The sequence below is a fragment of the Xenorhabdus sp. KK7.4 genome, assembly GCF_963876465.1.
GTDB lineage: Bacteria > Pseudomonadota > Gammaproteobacteria > Enterobacterales > Enterobacteriaceae > Xenorhabdus > Xenorhabdus stockiae.
In genome coordinates, this window is record NZ_CAWNQF010000089.1 from 143306 (window position 1) to 163803 (window position 20498).

Consider the following 20498-nt stretch of genomic DNA (forward strand, 5'->3'; position numbering starts at 1 on the left):
TTAGATGGCAGGTAAGTCAAGTTTTTTATAGAGAAATATAATGATGAATGTTTAAGTGATAATATAATTATGGAGAGCTTTATTATGGCTATACAAAAAATGATGACTAATTTAGCAGTAAAGAAAAAAATCAGCATACTCTCTTGTGTTATTGCAGCAATATTTGGAAATGTTTCATTATCTTACGCCGCTGTTGTGCCGGAAGGAACAAAACTGGCCTCGAAGCAGGAAATTGTACGTAATAATGGTTCAGAACCGGCCTCACTGGATATCCATAAAGTTTCAAGTGATGTTGAGTTTAATATTATCAGTGATTTCTTTGACGGACTTATTCATATTAATAAACAGGGTAATATTGAACCAAGATTAGCTGAGCGTTGGGAAACTAGTGATAATAAAACATGGGTTTTTCATTTGAAAAAAGATATTAAATGGTCAGATGGTTCTCCTATTACCGCTCATGATGTGGTATTCAGTTGGCGACGTTTGATTGACCCTGATATTGTTTCACCTTATGGCAGTTATCTTGAAAATGCTTTTATTGTGAATGCAAATGCAGTGTTGATAGGAAAGAAAAAAGCAGAAGAACTTGGCGTAAAGGCTTTGGATGATTTTACTCTGGAAGTCAAATTAGAGAAACCTATCGGGGATTTCCTGCAGATGTTAATTCATCCGGTTATGTTTCCTATTAGTGAGAGGGCAGTAAAAAAACATGGCGATAAGTGGACTAGACCGGAAGCTTTTGTTGGGAGTGGGGCATATAAACTCTCTGAATGGGTTGTAAATGAGAAATTAGTTGGCGTCAGAAATACCCAATACTGGGATAATAAAAATACAGTTATTAATAAAGTGACGTACCTTCCTCTGTCCTCAGAGAAAGCAGATTTGAACCGCTATTTGGCGGGAGAAATTGATATTACCTTTACTATTCCGGCAGACTCTTATCCATCATTAAAGAAATCACTTCCTAACGAGGTACATATTTCTCCCAAAGCAACCGTATATTTCTATGATTTTAATAATAAAAAAATACCTTTTAATGATATCAGAGTAAGACAAGCACTGAGTTTAGCCATAGATCGCGATGTTATTGTTGATAAAATATTAGGGCAAGGGCAGTTGCCAGCTTATACAATGCTTACTCCTAATATTGGAAAATTTAATTTTGACCAGCCTGAATATGCTTCCTGGACTCAGGAGAAGCGCGTTGCCAAAGCCAAGAAATTATTAAATGAAGCTGGATTTAATAAAGACAATCCACTTAAATTCAACTTGCTCTATAATACGCAGGAAGGACATAAAAAAATTGCTATTGCTGTCTCCTCAATGTGGAAAAAAAATCTTGGTGTAAATGCTGTTTTGGAAAACCAAGAATGGAAGGTTATGTTGGATAACATGCATCAAGGGAAGTTCGATGTTATCCGCAGGGCATGGGTTGCTGATTATGATAGCCCGATGACATTTTTAGCTTTATTTTTATCTAATCAAGTAAAAAATACATCTCTGTATGAAAATAGTATCTTTGATAATTTGGTGAAAAAAGCAGGTGAGACTAACTCTAAAGATTATTATCAGCAGGCATCGGATATATTAACAAAGGACTTACCTTCTATCCCTATTTATTATTACGTTAATCATAATATGGTTAAACCTTATGTTGGTGGTTTTGATATCAACTCAAGGGGGGAATACTTTACTAAAGATCTCTATATTATAGAACATTAAAGTATAAGAAAATTATCCTTATCAGAATTCAAGCTGCATCTGTCTCAGTTGCGGCTTTTTTTACTGTGCTATTCATCATCGAAATCATTAATTGGATTTTTTAAATTGTTATTTTCATTAAGTGCTATTATTAAATAATAGATGTGTACGCCTTATTTAAAACACACGCCAATATTTCTAATTAATAATAAAAATTATATTACAGCAATAGAGGAAAATGACATGTTAAATAAAATAATTAATAGAGAAATGGAAATATTAGTTTATTCTATGACTATGATATTTTTTAGTGTTACTTCATCCTATGCCGCCGTTATTCCACCCGGTATACAACTGAATGAAAAACAGGAGGTTATTCGTAATAATGGTGCAGAACCTGCATCACTTGATGTTGATAAAGCCGAAGATAATGTTTCACTGAATATTATCAATGATTTTTTTGAAGGATTAGTCGGAACGGATAAAAACAATAAAATTGAACCCAGATTGGCTGAAAGCTGGGAAACAAAAGATAATAAAACGTGGGTGTTTCATTTAAGAAAAGGTATCAAATGGTCTGATGGCACACCTATAACCGCCCATGATGTTGTTTTCAGCTGGCGGCGATTGGTTGAGCCAGCTACAGTTTCTCCTTATGGTAGCTATCTTGCTGATGCTTTTGTTGTCAATGCGCAAGCTATTCTTAATGGCCAGAAGAAAGCGGAAGAATTGGGTGTCAAAGCGCTGGACGATGGGACGGTTGAGGTTAAATTGGAGAAACCGGTTGGTTATTTTCTACAAATGTTAGCCTTTCCGATTCTGTACCCGATTAGTGAAAAAGTAGTGATAAAATATGGTGATAAATGGGTAAAACCTGAATATTTTGTCTCTAGTGGGCCATTTAAGCTATCTGAATGGCATGTTAATGAAAAGGTTGTTGGAGTCAGAAATCACTATTATTGGGATGATAAAAATACAGTAATTAATAAAGTCACGTATCTACCCATCTCGTCAAATAAATCAGAATTAAACCGTTATTTAGCCGGAGGGATTGATATAACATTTACTATCCCGTTAGAAGACTTTGCTTCATTAAAACGAACAATAGGAGGACAGATTCATATTACATCGCTTCTGAGTACATATTATTATGATTTTAATAATAAAAAATATCCGTTTAATGATGCCAGAGTCAGACAGGCGTTAAATTTATCTTTGGATCGGGATATTATTGCTAATCGGGTTGTTGCTCAGGGCCAGTTACCTGCTTATACCATATTGCCACCGGGGATTGGCGGGTTTAAATTTAACTTACCGGAGTATGCTGCGTGGACACAGGAACAACGAAATAAAAAAGCACGGGAATTATTAGCTGAAGCAGGTTTTAATAAGAATAATCCGCTTAAATTTAACCTAGTTTATAATACCTCAGAGCAACATAAAAAAATTGCAATTGCTGCTGCTTCTATGTGGAAAAAGAATCTTGGTGTTATTGCTAAATTACAAGCCGAAGAATGGAAAGTCATGCTGGATAATGAACATCAGGGTAAGTTTGATGTTGTCAGGGGAGGATGGGTTGGAGATTATAATAATCCTGTATCCTTTTTAAATATATTCAGTACTAACCAGAGTAATAATACTTCATTTTATTCAAATAAAGAGTTTGATAATTCGGTGGAAAAAGCGGGAGAAACCAATAATCAGGCTGACTTTCAGAGGTCTGTTGATATTTTGATAAAAGATGCTCCTATTGCACCAGTTTATTACGCTGTGACTGCGGTATTAGTAAAACCTTATATTGGGGGGTATTATGCCAATATATCCGGATTTACAGCCACGAAAGATCTTTTTGTCATTAAGCATTAATAAACTCAACATAAATAATGAGGAAGATAGCCCTATGCAGAAAGTCACTATTATTACGGGTGGTTCCCGTGGTATTGGTAAAGCAACAGCGCTTGATCTGGCAAAGAAAGGGCATCATGTTTGCATTAGTTATCGTTCTCGTAGAGAACGCGCACAGGAAGTTGTGGACATGATCCAAAGCCTGGGGCAATCGGCACTGGCTGTTCAGATGGATGTAACCGATGAACAACAGGTTATGGCTCTGTTTCAGAAGGCGGAAAAGGAACTGGGGTATATTACCGGGCTGGTGAATAATGCGGGCATTTTAAAGGCTCAGACTACCATTGAGCAGCTAACTGCTGAGCGTTTGAATGAGATGTTTGCTACCAATATCACGGGATATTTTCTGTGTGCCAGAGAGGCTGTCAAAAGAATGGCTTTCCGGCATGGGGGGCAGGGTGGGGCGATTGTTAATGTTTCATCAGCAGCGGCAAGGTTGGGGGCTCCCTATGAATATATCGATTATGCTGCTTCAAAAGGGGCTGTAGATACATTGACCACGGGGTTATCTCTGGAAGTTGCGGCACAGGGAATAAGGGTAAATACCGTTCGACCCGGATTAATTTATACCGAAATCCATGCTGATGGCGGTGAACCGAACAGGGTTGACAGAATTAAAGATTCCCTGCCGATGAAAAGAGGCGGGCAGCCTGAAGAAGTCGCAGCAGCGATTGCATGGTTGCTATCTGATGATGCATCGTATGTAACGGGTAATTTTATGGATTTGGCGGGGGGGAAATAGACTTTCGCTTTTTTAGAACTAAGAACTCAACCGGAGAAAATGGCGTATTTTTCCGGTTGAGTTATCTGGCAGGTTGCGACAAAAAGTTTGACATTATTGCTTAGGTTTAAGAATTATTTTCCCGAACGTTATTTCAATATTAATGGGTTGCTCTATCAATTGGCTGTCAGTTAGCCAGTCGCCGGCAAGATAGAGTTCTCCATTTTCACGAATATTATCTATTCCCTGTTCTGGCTTGTTTTCAATTTGGTGGATCAGATTAGTAAGATCAGTCTCGGGGGCAAGCAAAGAAAGAATTATCCCATCTGAGTGCTGGGATATATGAAAGAGTGAATCAGAAATAAACCCGGCATCACTGAGTTTGCTGCCACTGAGGGTTAACTCGGGGATATCAGTGTGGCGAAATAAAACATGAAGACTCATTTGACGTTCCTTGTGTCATTTGGAGATTTCGTAATACTTTAGCAGTACTTTAAGTGGTGAGAAAATTATGTTGTGAGAAGTGTTAATCTTATTCAGGAAATAAAAACCCTGCCGATATTATCAGGCAGGGTTTTGCATTAAATCACTTAATTAAAGCGAATTAGGCTGCGTTAATGCCATACTGAGCACAAACAGATGCCAGACCACCCGCATAGCCCTGACCGACTGCACGGAATTTCCACTCACTATTGTGGCGGTACAGTTCACCGAACAGCATCGCAGTTTCAGTTGAAGCATCTTCAGTCAGGTCATAACGAGCAACTTCAGCTTGTGTGTCATCGTTAACCAGACGAATGAACGCACCTGAAACCTGTCCGAAACTCTGACGACGAGTCTGAGCATCATGAATAGTGACAACAAAAACGATTTTATCCACATCAGCAGGGATCTGATCCAGTTTGATTTTCAGTGATTCATCATCACCATCCCCTTCACCGGTGCGGTTATCGCCAGTGTGCATAATAGAGCCTTCGGAAGATTTCAGATTGTTGTAGAAAATGAAATCAGCATCACCGCGTACTTTGCCATTTGCTGCCAGCAGGAACGCTGAAGCATCAAGGTCAAAGTCCTGTCCGTCAGTCGCGCGGGCATCCCAGCCGAGACCGATCAGAACATTTTTCATTGTTGGCGCTTCTTTGGTCAGAGAAACGTTACCGCCTTTAGAAAGAGATACACCCATTATTTTTTCCTCATTTATTTATGGATTTAGCTTGTTTTTTCTTTTTCGGGAAACAGCAAGCTGGCAATAATACCGGCCGCCAGTACCCCGAGTACGACAAACAGACTGGCTGTCGCCGAAATGGAATAACCGTGGTGGAACATATGTTCAGATGCGTTAAGTCCCAATTTGATAGCAATAAAGAACAGCAGGACAATAACGGCTTTTTCCAGATGAACGAGATACTTTTTCAGTGCCTCCAGTACAAAGTAGAGTGTACGCAGACCTAAAATAGCGAACATCATGGCACTGTAAACGATCAATGGCTCACGGCTGACAGCAATAACCGCAGGAACAGAGTCAAAAGCAAACATGACGTCAGAAAGTTCAACCACAGCCAGACACAGCATCAGTGGCGTGGCATAAAGAGCTGCTTTACCGACACGCCCTGCTTTTTCACTATTAGTTTTATTACTGCTGGTTCTACGACCAATAGTTACATCAGCATTTTCTGGTTTTGCCAGTTCTGCATCGACTTCTTTCTGGGTAAGCATGAAATCATGACCGCGCAGTTTTGGCCAGATTGGGAAGAAACGCTTCACCAAACGGTAGGCTAGGTGTTGTGAGTAATCTTCGATTTCATCATCATTGTCACCACTTTTCAGCATCATAACTGCTGTCCAGCCGACGATGGCGGCAAAAACCATTTCAACCCACGGCCCCAGTGTCAGTAGGCTTGCCCCGATAGCAACAAAAATACCACGGAAGACAATGGCACCGATTATGCCCCAGTAAAGAACGCGGTGGCGATAACGATCCGGGACAGCGAACCAGGAAAAAATTGCCATAATGACAAACAGGTTATCGACGGAAAGCACCTTTTCCAGTGCATAACCGGTGATAAACAGGCTTGCGACTTCAGCACCGTGATGGACAAACAGGAATCCCGCGAAAACAAAAGCAACAGCAACCCAGAAGACAGACCAAAGAGCGGCACTGCGCAGCGAAATCGGCTTATCATGACGATGCATAAAGAGGTCGATAAAGAGCGCACCAACCGACAGAATAATAAATACAGCAACGGTTTCCATCGGAAAACCAATGTGCGTGGATACCATGAAGTAAGCCTCTTAATTATCCGCGATTACAGATCGAAATCTGCCGGTACAAAGCCTAAGGCTGTGCATATTTCTCTGGCAGCATTTTTTTCATCGTTATCAAAGTCGCCATCACTTTTGGCAACAGCAATCCCGACACGTAAAGCGAGCTGTGCTGCTTCCGGCTGTTGCTTCAGCGCCATAATGTATTTCATCGCTTCGCCTTTGCCGATATCAGCATCAAATTCATAGCTGCTGACCAGCTTGTTGAAGAAGTTGATAATTTCAGTCGTATCGAATACTTTCAGTTCAGGGGAACTTTTGATGAATCCCACCATTTTCTGTTTTTCTTCAGAACTGACACCGTTACTTGCCATTGCGACATGCGCGCACACAGCAACAGTTCCTTCCATGAATTTTTTGTTTTTGAAACGGCCAACCTGATTGGTAAGCTCTTCGCGGCCTGCACTGAATGCCGATTTGATTTTGTTTAAAAAGGACATAAGTCCCTCCGTTAGTTTGTATAACGAGTATGTATTAAACGTATTATTTACTGCCTGATGTCCAGCGAAAGCCCCAGCCAAAAGCCTGATCCATCTCTTTATGACCACTAAAATACTGGTTGATACGCTCTACCTGAATGTCACCGTTGTCATTAACAAGACGGGCAATGGCACACATATTTTTGCGGTTATGCCCTTCTGTCAGACGGGTTTCAATCGGAGGCTGGCCATTGACGTAAATCGTGACAATACCATCCGTATTGTTCCAGCTCGGTACACCTTCGTAGATAAAGGCATAGATCAGAACTTCACGGATATTTTTCCATTCAAGACCATTGATATGGAGCCATTCACCATCAGTAACACTGCCTGTGCGATCATCCCCCTGTAGCTGGACATAAGGCTCGCTATGATAAGCACCGAAACCGTTCCCTAATGCCTGTATAACGTCACGGGTGCCATCGCGGAGCCGGACGAAAGCACCGAGATCCAGATCTACCCCTTTACTGGTATTAAACAGGTTCTGAAACATTCCACGGCTGGCAGGAGCTGCTCCCTGATTCCAGTTAAGATTGACGCGGATCTCACCGAAGTTGTCACGTTTACTCAGGCTGATAGCGGGTTTTTCTTTCGTCAGAGAAACCTTGCTAAGATTGACGCTTTTCGGTTCAGGAGTTGGTGGCGGTGCTGGCGCATCATCGACAATATCGACACCAAAATGTTCTGCCAGAGGCTTCAGACCACCATTAAAACCCTGAGCAATAAAGCGAAACTTCCATTCACCGTTACGGCGATAAAGCTCACCGAGGATCAACGCGGCTTCTGTACGCCCCTGAACTTCAACCTGCCCCTGTAAAATCACATTCCCATTCAGTTCGACCTGAATAGAAAGGCTGTGAAGGCTGGAGATAGTCTGGCTGCCATCGCAGGTCGCGGTGAATGCAACTTTTTGGACGTCTTGCCGAAGAGCCGGCAGGTTAACGGAAAACGCGGTATTGGTATTACCGCCGGACAGGCGAATGGTGTTATCGTCATTATCCGGCTGCCCATAAAAGACCATATCCGGATCGCCTTGCACCTTACCATCAGCATACAGACGGAAAGCGGAGACATCGACTGCTGAACCTGAAAGTACCCTGATGGTCAGCATTTGATTGGAAACGGGGGCATTTCCCCCCGGAGTCAGATTCATCAGCGCACCACCGTTTCAACGATTTGTGGATACATATCATCAATGGTACGCCCACGGCAGGGAACCCCATGTGCGGTGAAATCCCACATACCGTTATTACGGCGCAGGGAAGAGATAATAATGCCGGTATGAGCACCCTGTTCGTTTAACTGGTAGCGCGCCAGCTCTTTGCCGTTTTGATCAACAACCCGGCAGAACGCATTTTCAACATCGTTGAAGGTTTGACCGCGGAAACTATTAACGGTAAAGGCAAGGTATTCAACATTGGCAGGCAGTTTAACCAAATCGACGCTGATGACTTCATCATCCCCGTCGCCTTCTCCTGTCAGATTGTCGCCACTGTGCCTTACCGAACCACATTCGGATTTAAGCTGTCCGAACCAGACAATGTCAATGGAATTGCCGGATGCATCGAGCAGAATGCAGCTGGCATCCAGATCAATTTCATTACTGTCTCCGCCGAACAAACGTGACAGGAAGCCTTTTTTTTGAGCTACTGGATCCCATCCCAGACCAAAATCAATTTTAGCCAGCGAAGTACTCTGCTTGGTCAGCGAAACGGACTGATTTTTACTCAATGAAACCATTAATAACACCTCTTATTTATCGGTGAATTGTTTTATAAGTGATTTGTTTTTTATCGTGAATCGCTATCAGTGAATTGCGATAATTTCACTTATGTAGAAAATCATAATATGACCAGATATATGGCTGAAATCCTGTCATATTATGATCCTCACAAATTGCAACTATCTGTTAAATTTATGATAGAGAGCAATCTGGCTTCGTGTTTTATCATTTCTTTTCCATGGAGAAAAGTCAAACAAATTCTTATTTAAAAAATCATAATATGATTGACATTGAGTGTGGCTAAGCTCTAGACTTCGGTGCATATTTCACCGAATTTGAACTAGAAAACGGACGTAACAAATTTGACTAATGCCTATTTAGCAATAGGCGTTGTTCGGATAAAAAAATTTGGTTTATGAAAGGGAAATTTGTTTTATGAAAGAATCACTACTGCCTTTGCCTCACTTCCTGAAATTACTGAAATTCTTTTAAAAGGCTTCTGTATGACCGCATGTAATCATCTTCAGCGTCACTCATTCCCGGTTAATAAAAAACAAAGCTATCAAAAACAGTTAAACAGCGGAACCTTAACTGTGACGGCTGAGTGTGGTGAAACGTCTCTGGAAGCATTGTTTGATATTGCTGAACGTCGTAATCCGAAAAGGGCATTCTTATTTGTCAGTAAAGTGTTAGGGCGTCATATTCCGGTCAGTCCGTCTATTATGCGTACAGTTTATCAGCAGCTGTCAGATAAATTCCCAGTTGATCTTCCCGGGCCGGTGCTCTATATCGGGATGGCAGAAACGGCGGTTGGGCTGGCGGCGGGGGTTTTTCAGGAAACTCGGCATAAAGTCACTTCTCCGATATTTCTGACATCAACACGCCATCCGGTTGAAGGTGAGTTGTTGTGTGAGTTTAAGGAAAATCATAGTCATGCAACAGACCACCTGATCTACTGGCCGCAAGAAGAACATTTGCGCCAGCGGGTCAGCCATGCCCGTACACTGGTTCTGATTGATGATGAAGCAACGACTGGCAATACTTTTCTCAATCTGTTTGAGGCATTGCGTTGTGCCGGGCTGGAACATATTGAACATATCATTACAGTGACTCTGACGGACTGGAGTGGGCAAAGCATCATAAAACGCTGTCCGCTTCCTGTCTCAGTTATTTCCCTGATAGAAGGTGAGTGGCAATGGGATGCGGATAGTTCAGCGCCTGTGCCCGTTATGCCTGCGGTGAATGTCACGGCACGGGGAAAAGTCGATATTATCGGCACACAGAACTGGGGGCGCTTGGGGCTGGACGATATTCAATATGATCTGGGTGCTGAGATCCCGGCTAATGTTGGTGAAAAGGTCTTGGTGCTAGGCTCCAGCGAGTTTGTCTGGCAACCATTTTTGCTGGCAGAACGCCTTGAACAAGAAGGGGCTGCCGTGAAATTTGGTTCGACAACCCGTTCTCCTATTTCCTGCGGGCACGCTATTCAGTCTGTGATGGCATTTACCGATAATTATGGTCTGGGGATCCCCAATTTTCTTTATAACGTAGCGCACCAGCAGTTTGATCGCGTCCTACTCTGCCTTGAAACACCTAAAGCCGCAGTTGATCCAAATTTGATAGAGCAATTATCTCTGGTTGCACCAGTGATAGAGATTGTGACTTATGATTAAGCCCGTATTTTTTACTGATCTGGACGATACGTTATTTCAAACCCGCCGGAAAATAAATGAGCTGTCGGATATTACTTCGCTTCGCGTAGCTACTGTAGACAGGCAGCAGGCTCCTCATGGTTATATGACAGAACAGCAGGCTATGCTGGTTGACTGGTTACTGGCGAATGCGGAAGTGATTCCTGTGACAGCCAGAAATACAGAGCAGCTTAGCCGGGTACAACTTCCGTTCACTTCATGGCGTATTGCCACTCACGGTGCGGTGCTTCTGACACCGGAAGGGCAGGCGGATCAGGTATGGCAATCACATATGCTGGCTGAACTTCGGTCTTACCGGGATAAATTGCTGGAATTGGAATGTCTGGGGAATCGACTGATAGCATCCGGTGGTTTTTCTGTATGGTCACGCATTAACTATGAATATGGTGATGTCCCTGTTTATATTTCGGTTAAGTGTAATGAGCATAATCGGGCAGAAGAGCTTAAGATGCTGCTTACAGCAGTGACTCAGGTGATGAGTGATATTTTTGATGCCGACGATTTTTATTTTCACTACAACAATAATAATCTCGCTTTTCTACCTAAATGTGTCGATAAGGGATTGGCAACTCAGCATCTTCTGCAAAGGCTTCACGATGAGAGAGGTGTTTTTCCTGTTATTGGCATGGGGGATAGCTTAAGTGATCATCGGTTTATGAAATGGTGTGACTGGCTTGCGATCCCTCAACGCAGTCAATTTGCTGACACATTAACGGCCTCTTTATTCGGTATGCGGAATCCTACATAAATGAATAGTTTTACTCCTTTTTCTGGCTCTTACGCCAGCGGTGATGTTCATTTCTTACTAAAGCCGGTTCAGATTGAAATGACACCGGTTGAGGTTAAAGAACAGTTAATTCAGTCTGGTGCCCGTCATTATTCGGAGATGTTGAGTCAGGAGCCAGAACCGACCTCTTATCACATTGAATTGTTTGATAAAGCGCTAGAAATAGGAGCAACCAGACTGGCAACTGAAGTTGTTATGCTTGCCAAAGCTCTGATATCACGCTTTGGCGACACACCTATTGTGCTAGTGAGCTTAGTCAGAGCGGGAGTTCCTCTGGGTGTGATGTTACATCAGGTTTTACGGGATATGGGGCAACGTTCGTATCACTATGGGATCAGTATCATACGGGATCGTGGCATTGATGATACGGCGCTCTCGTATATAGAACAGCAGCATGGGACGGCTGGTCTGGTATTTGTGGATGGCTGGACAGGTAAAGGTGCGATTACAGCAGAATTATCCCGTTCATTAGCGGGACGGCCGGGCTATTCAGGCATTCCCCGTTTGGTCGTACTGGCCGATCCGTGTGGATGTTCATGGCTGGCGGCCAGTGATGATGATTGGTTAATTCCCTTTGGGATCATGGGAGCACCGGTATCAGGGTTAATATCGCGTTCAATCTGGAGTGAAAATGGATTGCATGGATGTGTGAAATGTGATCATCTGAGTCAGTTTGAATGCAGTGGAATGCTGGTTGATACTGTTGCTGAATGCCGGGAACGTCTGGATTTGACGACCATACCCGCGGCTGACTGGCAACCTCAGGAAAAAATGGTTTTGCTGGAATTAAGTAAGAAAGTTATTTCCACTCTTGCTGATTTATATGAGGTCAATAGCATTAATCGTATCAAACCGGGAATTGCGGAAGCAACGCGTGCTGTGCTGAGGCGTGTTCCTGAACAGGTACTTGTCCGTTCTAAAAATGATCCTGACGTGGCTTTGCTGGTTTATCTGGCACAGCAGAAAAATGTTGCCATCACAGAAGTAGGTAATTTGATTGGCCAATATCGGGCAGTCACGATTATCAAAAAAGTAGCATAAAAAAGGTGGTCCGATGAAACAGAACCCTTTCGCAAACCAGCTTGGCGCGACACTTTATATACCAGCGACCCGCCCAGATATTCCGGAAATTATCCTGTGTAATAAAGTTGTGGGATTACGTTCTTTGGTGATTTGTCTGGAGGACTCAGTCGTTGAAGAGGATATTCCCGTCGCTATCGAAAACCTCGTATCTGTATTACAGATACTGGCTGCGGCTAAGGGTTCAGCCGCTAATACTGATCATTATCCATTGATTTTTATCCGTCCACGGAATGAATCCATGGGACGATATCTGGTCAATACTATTGATCTTAGCCTTGTCACGGGTCTGGTATTACCTAAATTCACGCAATCATTATTACCTGAATGGTGGGATATTATTGCTTCAACGCATCTTGGCGTGATGCCGACACTGGAAACTGAAGATGTTTTTGATGTGCAGCAAATGAATTATTTGGCCGATAAGCTAAAATCTCATCCTTTCTGCGAGCGGGTCATCGCGCTACGTGTTGGTGGTAATGATCTGATGAATCTTATTTCGATACGTCGTTCGCGTGAACTCACGTTATATGATGGCCCAATGGGGTATGTGATAAAAATGCTGGTGGCTGTTTTTGGTTCACGTGGTTTTTATTTAACGGCTCCCGTTTGTGAGCATATTGATAATCTGGAGTTACTTGAGAAAGAGCTTGTATTGGATATTGCTCATGGGTTTGTCGGGAAAACAGCTATTCATCCACGGCAAATAGAGCATATCCATAAGGCATTGATGGTGAACAACCATGATTATGCTGATGCCTTAAAAATCCTTAATACAAAGCAGGCGGTATTTAAGTTTCAGGGCGCAATGTGTGAACCGGCTACACACTGGCGCTGGGCTGTAAATATTCTGGAACGGGCGAAATATAATGGCGTCTGTTCAGGAAGTGAAACTGAAAATTATGGGGTTTTTAACTCGCTTTAATATTGATTTACCAGCATGAGAAGCTATGCTGGATGCTGTGTTTATATATTAGGAAGTTACCGTATTCCTGACTTGGTAATTGAAAACGATGTTACTTAGCCCCAAACAACTCAGAAATTTTAAATTAACTTTGCTGCTTTCTCATGAAAGACCTGTCAGCAAGGTAAAAGTGATCGAGGCACTTAGTTGTTCTGGTCCAACATTGACTCGTACTTTAAGGGAACTAAGGGATCACTATCGTGCTGATATCCGGTTTAGCAAAATTGGAAATACTTACCAACTAGTAGATAAGGGGTTATTGACCAGAAAAGAGGTGCGCAGGATTGAAGAGCTGCTCACTCAGCATAATAACTTTGAATTAAAGGAAGCTACCAGCCACGTTTTCCTTGATAAGGAAAAGAAGAAACCGGTTTCCCTGTCATTGCGGATGTCTGTCATCCGAAAAATAGATGGGCTATCCAATCGGCTTGGAACGAGCAGAAGTGAGATAGTTGAAATGTTCGTAGATAGGTTTATCGACGAATTACAGAAAGAAACCGTTAATGGTAACTCACGAAAAAGAACGGAGTCCCTTAATGCCAGCAAGTAATATTGAGCTGGCATTAGGGCGGGTAAGATTTCTTTCTAATGATGATGGCGTGTGAGTTTATCCAGATATCCCATCACAAATGCTGATACCACAAAAGTGAGATGGATAATTACATACCACATTAATTTACTGTCCGGCACATTCCGGGCATCCATAAAAACACGCAGTAGATGAATGGATGAAATGGCAACAATGGAAGCCGCAACTTTGTTTTTAAGCGAAGTGGCGTCCATTTTTCCTAACCAGTTTAATTTCTCTTTGTGCTCTTCGATATCTAATGTTGAAACAAAGTTTTCATAACCGGAGAACATGACCATCACTAACAACCCGCCAACCAGAGCCATATCAATCAGAGAAAGCAAAGTCAGGATCAGCTCTGATTCAGCAATGGAAAAAATATGTGGCAGGACGTGAATGATTTCCTGAAAGAATTTTATAGCCAGTGCAAATAAAGCCAGTGATAAACCAAAATAAACAGGTGCAAGTAGCCAACGGGAGGCATACATTGTGTTTTCAATAAATCTTTCCATGTTGTTCTGAATATGTTGCAAAAGGAGCTGCATTATAGATCAAGATCGTGCGTGAGCTAATACATATCAACGAACCCTGAATTCTGATTCTAGTTTACTGACCCCTAATCCATTCATCTTTTCCACTTTGATCTGTACAGGGATACGCTCTTTCATGGCTTCAACATGGCTGATAACACCGATGGTTTTCCCGGTTGCATTAAGGTGATCAAGTGCATCCAGTGCGATATCGAGAGTTTCAGAATCCAGTGTGCCAAATCCTTCATCAAGAAACAGGGATTCTATCTGGGTTTTGTTGCTCACCAGATCAGATAATGCTAATGCCAGTGCCAGACTGACAAGAAAGCTTTCACCGCCGGAAAGCGTTTTGGTATCCCGAATAGCGTCGGCTTGCCACATATCAACCACTTGTAACTCAAGGCCGACATCATCCTTGTTTTGTCGTTTGCGTTGCAGGTAGTAACGGCCATGTAATTTTTCTAACCGGCTATTCGCCAGATGCATCAAATGATCCAGTGTCAGACCCTGAGCAAAACGCCGGAATTTAGCACCATCCGCAGAGCCGAGCAGGTTATTGAGATAGCTCCAGTCATCATAATTCTGTTGTGAGAGAGCTATTTGATCTAACAATTCTTGCTGATGATTTCTACTGTTGGCATCACTGGTGAGCCGGTTTTTGACTTCACCTTGCTGCTGGTTATTTTGTTTTAATTCATTGGCGGTATTACTTAACAACTCAGCTAGTTGTGATGGTTCAAACTGTTCCAACAGTAACGGTGATTTTTCCCTGTGGCGCTGTAACAGAGTTTCAGATTCGTGGCACCGTGTTTTAGCTTGCAGATTCTGTTTGGCAAGTTGTTCTTGCAGCCGTTGAAGATTTTCTCGTTGTTCCGGCATCAGTAAAGCCTGTTCAAAAGAGGCTTGATTAGGAAACCCTTGTTGTTGCAGACCTTGCTGGAAGGTGTCGGATGCCTGTTTGTATGCGGCTTCGGCAATATGGCAGCTTCGTGTGATTTCACCCGCAGCACCCGTTAATTGATTTACCTGATTCTGTAACTGTTGTAGATCAGCAGTGGCTTGTGTACAGGCATTACCCAGTTCGCTCGCTTTTTGCTGCAATTCCTGACGTACAGTGTTGACGGATTGTTCGCCAAATAATTGGTAACGTTCCTGCTGGGTTTGCTGCAATACCTGATTCTGCTGTTGTTGCTGTTCAGTCAGTATTTGTTGTTTATTGATTATTCTGCTTTTTTGTTTTTCCAGTTCATTCAGTTTGCTTTGCAAGACGGCCTGTTCCTGCTGCAATTGCTGCCATTTTTCGCGGGAACTGTGATAGTTTTTCAATTCAGTTTCACGTTGTTGTAACCAATTTTCTACTTCCTGCCATTCTGGCAGTGTAAACGGCGTATCGTGCAATGTATTGATTAATTGCTCTGTTGTTGTGGCATATTCTGTTTCTGCCTGATGGAGTTCAGCCGTATTTTCCTTCAATTGCTTCTGATATGACTCTTGCCTGACTTTTTCCAATGCTGATTTTTGTTCATCTGATTTGGATTGTTCACGATGAGCCAAGAGTGTTTTTTCTGCAATTTGGTACTGTTTTTCAGCCTGCGTCAGTATTTCATATTGTTTCTGAGATTGGGTATAGGCTGACTGGCGCAGGTTAATAAAGTGTCTGACAGGTTCAGCTTCCATTGGTAATTCGGGTGCTTGCAGTTGTTGGCAGTGGTGCTGCCATTGTGTAGTAATTTCTGCCAGCTGAGATGTGAAATGTTCTATGGATTGCTGTAATTGTTCACCCTGTTGTTGCTGGAATTGCTGTTTTTGCTGTAAAGCAGAACGCTCTCCCTGTAGCTGTTCTATTTTTTGGCTAAGAACTTTCAGCCGTTCTTCTGATTTTGGCAGGACGATGTTCTGATATTCACTAATCAAAGGGTGGTTATTCGACCCACAAAGCGGGCAGGCTTCCCCCTCTTTGAGTTGATTACGCTCCTGTTCCAGGCTGATAATATGTTGTTCCAGACGAATTCGGGCGGTTAAATCCTGATGGTGTTGTTGTGTTTCTGTCAGCTGTATCTCAAGGGTATTTAACTGATCAGGTAAAGGTTTCAGGAATGATTGGATTTGTGCAAATTGCGCCTGATTGGTTGAGATCGTTGCCTGTATTTGCTCGATCTGAGGCAGAAAAATTTCCAGCTGGTTTTGTGAATTAAGCTGTGATTGGTAATCTGATAACTGTTTTTGTAGTTGATCGGATGAATATTGGGTTTGTAAGCTCAACAGTTTTTTTTCTGCAAATTCAAGTGAATCCTGTAATGGCTGGCATTGTGCTGCCTGTTTTTCCAGAACTGTATTTAAACTATTCAGATTTTCAGCTGTACGGGCAAGCTCAGTCGCCATTTGTTGTTGTTTTTGTCTGAGCTTGGTTACCTGTTCCTGTTTTTCTTTCTGACGGGAAAAGAGTTGCTGCCATTTCGGTAACTGTTTGTCGAGAGTGCGGAAATGAGGATGTTCTTCATCGTATATCTCCAACACTTTCTGTTCTTTATTCATCAAGGTGTGCTGGCTTTCAGCCAGTTGATACTGGGATGATATTTCAGCTAGTTCCTGATTCTGCACAGAGGCTTCTTTTTCCAGCGTGAGCAGATCCTTAGACTGAATAGCAATCTTATGATCGAGTGGCGTAACCTGCTCTGAGATCAATTTCTCCTGCTGTATATGATGCTGTTGATATTCTTTTTGAGCCTTTTCCAAATTAATCTGTTTTTGTTGGGCGGGTTGCAGTAAAGCAACCTGTCGTTGCAGTTCGAATTGGATTTTTCTGCTTTGCTCATCAAGGCGCTGTTGCTCGCTTAAAGCCCGATTGTACGCATCCCACAATGACCGGATTTTTTCAGCCGGTTCACTGGCAGTTAATTGTTGTAACTGTGGGGAAGCATCCTGTATCGCCTGTTCAGTTTGTTGCAGTGATAACTTATGGTTCGTTAGTGACTGTTCCAGCTCATGCTGCCGTACAATCCATTGCTCAGTAATTTGTAAATCTTTTAGCTGCTGACCAAGCTGAATCTCTGCGGCAATCAGCTGTTGCTGTTGATTGCGATACTCTTCCAGTTGTTCCGGCGTTAATAATTCAATTGAAGATGCTTTTGCCTGCTGAATATTCAATTCGGACTGGGCTTCTTTATGGCGCTGATAAATCTCCTGTGACAGAATGCCATAAATTTCTGTACCGGTAAGTTCCTCCAATAAATCGGCTCGATCTTTATCGGTGGCATTTAAAAATGCGGCAAAATCCCCCTGCGACAGGAGTATGGACTTAGTAAACCGTTCAAAATCAAGTCCGGTTATTTCAGCAATCTTTTCTTTTTTATCAGGAATTTTGTCAGCCAGAATTTTGCCTGTTTTTTTATCTGCTAACTCTCCTTTCGGTTGCTGGAGTTTTCCATCAGCCTGATTACGGGCACGCCGCTGGCTCCAGAATGCCCGATAAGCAACCCCTTTTACTTCAAATTCGACTTCTGACAGACATTCTGCGGTATGACGGGTCATTAATTCGTTCTGATTTTCTGAAATAGTTTTCAGCCGGGGAGTCCTGTGATATAAGGCAAGGCAGATAGCATCCAGCAGCGTAGTTTTTCCCGCTCCGGTTGGGCCGGTAATGGCGAATAATCCATTGCTGGCAAAAGGCTCTGCTGTGAAATCAATTTTCCATTCACCCTGTAGAGAATTAATATTTTTCAACCGTAAGCTAAGAATTTTCATACTGCATCCTGACCGTTATTTCTGATTATTATTTCTGTGTACGTTGCTGAGTAATGTCATCCAGTGTTTGCCTGAACAGAGTCGTCAGGCGCTGTTTTTGTGGCTGATCGTCAATTTCCGCCATCGCCAGTCGTCGTTCGAAAACTTCGGACACGCTTAATTCAGTCAGTGTCTCTTTATTTTTCTCTGATAATGAGTTTTGACGAGCGGTTTTGCTGCGTCGTAACAGAATAATTTCTACAGGCAAATCCGCAGCCATAGTTTGAATACGTTTCTGGATGTCATGCAGATAATCTTGCGTGGCTACTTCAATATCCAGCCAGACAGGGCGCTCTCCCTGATAATCACTGAAAGTCTGTAATTGTGCTTCTATTTGTTGCAGGCTACCCCGAATGAGTTGCATTGGCTGATAATTCGGAATAGGTAACAGGGTAAGGTGACTGAATTTATCTTCCTGAAAATCCGCCAGACAGACACTTTTCTCTTGCCCAACTTCATCAAAACTCAGTGGAATAGGAGAACCGCTATAACGGATATGCTCAGTTTTATTGACCGACTGTGGGCGGTGAATATGCCCCAGAGCAATATAGTCAGCAGGAGGGAATGCTTGTGCCGGGAAAGCATCCAATGTGCCAATATAAATATCCCGCACGGAATCAGTCGTGGAGGCTCCAACTGTGGTTAAATGCCCGGTTGCGATAATCGGCAGAGATTGGCCAAGCTGCTCCCGTAAGCTACACGCCTGTTGGTAGAGCTGGTGGTAGTGTTCAGCGATGGCATCCTGTAAAGCTTGTTGTTTCTGTATGGCTGACTGGCCTGCTTTACTGAACATAATATCTCGCGGACGTAGGTAAGGAATGGCGCACAGAATGGCTCCAGCCTGACCATTTCTATTATTCAATACCTTAATTTGCTGTTGGGTATCAGTTTCAGCACAGGCAATAACAGTGGTATTCAGATAAGAGAACAGGGTTTTTGATTCATTGAGTGTTGCGACGGAATCGTGGTTTCCCCCAAGAATGACAAGCTGGCAACCTGTGGGTTGCAGGTCTACCACAAATCTGTTGTACAACTCCCGGGCATAGCTGGGTGGAGAACCTGTATCGAAAACATCTCCGGCAATAATCAGGGCATCAACCTGATGTTCTTTTATTTGCCTGATAAGCCACTGTAAGAAGTGCTGATGCTCTGCCGCACGGTTTTTAGTAAAGAAGTATTGCCCAAGATGCCAGTCTGACGTATGAATAATCCGCATATTTTTGCTCTGCTTATCTTACCTGTGTTACTGCGCTGCGCTGTCCCTGCGTCCAGCTTCCCCTGTTCAGATGTTAATTATAATGAGTGTTCTGCGGATGTCGTGGGTAATTATAATTTCATTCATAAATTTTCGAGCGGCCTCGCAACGGCAATGAAATAGAGCAATTGATTGATAAATTCCTCGTAATGTTGGTTACAGTTTTATGATTAAGATAAAATCTATTTCATAAAACTGTAATAAAATTGCCTCACAATAGTTCACTGTGAATTTTGCTGACTTCAATCATACTGACAGGATTAACCATGGTTAGACGTATTTTGGTTGTTGAAGATGAAGCCCCAATTCGTGAAATGGTCTGTTTTGTTCTGGAGCAGAACGGATATGAGCCTGTTGAAGCAGAAGATTATGACACTGCCATAGGGTGTTTGTCTGAGCCTTATCCTGATTTAGTCCTGTTGGACTGGATGTTACCCGGTGGTTCAGGAATACAAATTATCAAACAAATGAAGCGTAATAACACCACCAAAGATATTCCTGTCATGATGGTAACCGCACGAGGGGAAGAGGAAGATCGAGTGCGTGGGTTTGATGTTGGTGCCGATGATTATATTACCAAGCCATTTTCCCCCAGAGAGTTAATTGCCCGAGTTAAAGCTGTATTGCGTCGTATCTCCCCTATGGCAGCAGAAGATATTATCAATATAGAAGGACTGATGCTGGATTCTATATCCCATCGTGTTTCCAGTCAGGGGCAAAGTGTTGATATGGGACCAACCGAATTCAAACTTCTTCATTTTTTCATGACGCACCCGGAGCGTGTTTATAGTCGCGAGCAGTTGCTCAACTATGTATGGGGGGCGAATGTTTATGTAGAGGATCGCACGGTAGATGTACATATTCGTCGCCTGCGTAAGGCGCTGGAAATGGGTGGCCACGATAAAATGGTGCAGACTGTTCGTGGCACAGGTTATCGCTTTTCTACCCGTTATTAATCTTTCCGG

At 42.7% G+C, this 20498-nt stretch carries 18 protein-coding genes; 9 read left to right on the forward strand and 9 right to left on the reverse strand.

What is annotated here, in order from left to right; all coding sequences use genetic code 11:
• Positions 1 to 84: 84 nt before the first annotated feature.
• The 3 genes from AACS90_RS16105 to AACS90_RS16115 all read left to right on the forward strand — a co-directional run bounded on the left by AACS90_RS16105 (position 85) and on the right by AACS90_RS16115 (position 4351).
• Positions 85 to 1725, forward strand: a complete 1641-nt coding sequence (locus AACS90_RS16105; protein WP_241538186.1) for an ABC transporter substrate-binding protein — start codon at positions 85 to 87, stop codon at positions 1723 to 1725.
• A gap of 222 nt (positions 1726 to 1947) precedes the next feature.
• Positions 1948 to 3570, forward strand: coding sequence for an ABC transporter substrate-binding protein (locus AACS90_RS16110; protein ID WP_099120725.1), 1623 nt, complete (start codon positions 1948 to 1950; stop codon positions 3568 to 3570).
• A 34-nt stretch (positions 3571 to 3604) separates the two neighbouring features.
• A complete protein-coding gene (locus AACS90_RS16115) occupies positions 3605 to 4351 on the forward strand; it encodes an SDR family oxidoreductase (RefSeq protein ID WP_099120726.1) in 747 nt (248 codons plus the stop codon).
• 93 nt (positions 4352 to 4444) lie between these two features.
• On the opposite strand, the gene AACS90_RS16120 is transcribed toward AACS90_RS16115, so the two are convergent.
• The 6 genes from AACS90_RS16120 to AACS90_RS16145 all read right to left on the reverse strand — a co-directional run bounded on the left by AACS90_RS16120 (position 4445) and on the right by AACS90_RS16145 (position 8871).
• Positions 4445 to 4774, reverse strand: coding sequence for a SymE family type I addiction module toxin (locus AACS90_RS16120; protein ID WP_099120728.1), 330 nt, complete (start codon positions 4772 to 4774; stop codon positions 4445 to 4447).
• A gap of 160 nt (positions 4775 to 4934) precedes the next feature.
• Positions 4935 to 5513 carry a TerD family protein gene (locus tag AACS90_RS16125; RefSeq protein ID WP_099120730.1) on the reverse strand — a complete coding sequence of 193 codons (579 nt, stop codon included), beginning with the start codon at positions 5511 to 5513 and terminating at the stop codon, positions 4935 to 4937.
• A gap of 26 nt (positions 5514 to 5539) precedes the next feature.
• Positions 5540 to 6610 carry a TerC/Alx family metal homeostasis membrane protein gene (locus AACS90_RS16130; RefSeq protein ID WP_099120731.1) on the reverse strand — a complete coding sequence of 357 codons (1071 nt, stop codon included), beginning with the start codon at positions 6608 to 6610 and terminating at the stop codon, positions 5540 to 5542.
• Positions 6611 to 6636: 26 nt separating this feature from the next.
• Positions 6637 to 7092, reverse strand: coding sequence for a tellurite resistance TerB family protein (locus AACS90_RS16135; protein WP_099120733.1), 456 nt, complete (start codon positions 7090 to 7092; stop codon positions 6637 to 6639).
• A 43-nt stretch (positions 7093 to 7135) separates the two neighbouring features.
• On the reverse strand, positions 7136 to 8284 hold the full coding sequence (locus AACS90_RS16140) for a TerD family protein (RefSeq protein ID WP_099120735.1): 1149 nt from the start codon (positions 8282 to 8284) through the stop codon (positions 7136 to 7138).
• Positions 8284 to 8871, reverse strand: a complete 588-nt coding sequence (locus tag AACS90_RS16145) for a TerD family protein (protein WP_099120737.1) — start codon at positions 8869 to 8871, stop codon at positions 8284 to 8286. The genes AACS90_RS16140 and AACS90_RS16145 overlap by 1 nt, the downstream gene beginning before the upstream one ends.
• A 486-nt stretch (positions 8872 to 9357) precedes the next feature.
• On the opposite strand from AACS90_RS16145, the gene AACS90_RS16150 reads away from it, so the two are divergent.
• From AACS90_RS16150 to AACS90_RS16170, 5 genes are all read left to right on the forward strand, one after another.
• Positions 9358 to 10527 carry a phosphoribosyltransferase domain-containing protein gene (locus AACS90_RS16150; protein ID WP_099120824.1) on the forward strand — a complete coding sequence of 390 codons (1170 nt, stop codon included), beginning with the start codon at positions 9358 to 9360 and terminating at the stop codon, positions 10525 to 10527.
• Positions 10520 to 11314 carry a hypothetical protein gene (locus AACS90_RS16155; RefSeq protein WP_099120738.1) on the forward strand — a complete coding sequence of 265 codons (795 nt, stop codon included), beginning with the start codon at positions 10520 to 10522 and terminating at the stop codon, positions 11312 to 11314. The genes AACS90_RS16150 and AACS90_RS16155 overlap by 8 nt, the downstream gene beginning before the upstream one ends.
• Positions 11315 to 12394, forward strand: a complete 1080-nt coding sequence (locus AACS90_RS16160) for a cysteine protease StiP family protein (protein WP_099120740.1) — start codon at positions 11315 to 11317, stop codon at positions 12392 to 12394.
• Between the two features lie 13 nt (positions 12395 to 12407).
• Positions 12408 to 13358 (forward strand): HpcH/HpaI aldolase/citrate lyase family protein, encoded by a 951-nt coding sequence (locus tag AACS90_RS16165; protein ID WP_099120742.1) that lies wholly within the window; start codon positions 12408 to 12410, stop codon positions 13356 to 13358.
• A gap of 88 nt (positions 13359 to 13446) precedes the next feature.
• Positions 13447 to 13947 carry a tellurium resistance protein TerW gene (locus AACS90_RS16170; RefSeq protein WP_099120744.1) on the forward strand — a complete coding sequence of 167 codons (501 nt, stop codon included), beginning with the start codon at positions 13447 to 13449 and terminating at the stop codon, positions 13945 to 13947.
• Positions 13948 to 13982: 35 nt separating this feature from the next.
• Here AACS90_RS16170 and AACS90_RS16175 read toward each other — a convergent pair whose 3' ends face one another.
• The 3 genes from AACS90_RS16175 to sbcD form a co-directional block, all read right to left on the reverse strand.
• The gene (locus tag AACS90_RS16175; RefSeq protein WP_099108879.1) at positions 13983 to 14477 is read right to left on the reverse strand and encodes a TIGR00645 family protein; all 495 of its coding nucleotides are present in this window, start codon (positions 14475 to 14477) and stop codon (positions 13983 to 13985) included.
• A 66-nt stretch (positions 14478 to 14543) separates the two neighbouring features.
• Entirely contained in the window at positions 14544 to 18239 is a 3696-nt protein-coding gene (locus AACS90_RS16180) for an SbcC/MukB-like Walker B domain-containing protein (RefSeq protein WP_099120746.1), read from the reverse strand.
• Positions 18240 to 18267: 28 nt separating this feature from the next.
• Positions 18268 to 19494 carry an exonuclease subunit SbcD gene (gene sbcD / locus AACS90_RS16185; RefSeq protein ID WP_099120748.1) on the reverse strand — a complete coding sequence of 409 codons (1227 nt, stop codon included), beginning with the start codon at positions 19492 to 19494 and terminating at the stop codon, positions 18268 to 18270.
• A 305-nt stretch (positions 19495 to 19799) separates the two neighbouring features.
• On the opposite strand from sbcD, the gene phoB reads away from it, so the two are divergent.
• Entirely contained in the window at positions 19800 to 20489 is a 690-nt protein-coding gene (phoB, locus tag AACS90_RS16190; protein ID WP_099120750.1) for a phosphate regulon transcriptional regulator PhoB, read from the forward strand.
• Positions 20490 to 20498: the final 9 nt, after the last annotated feature.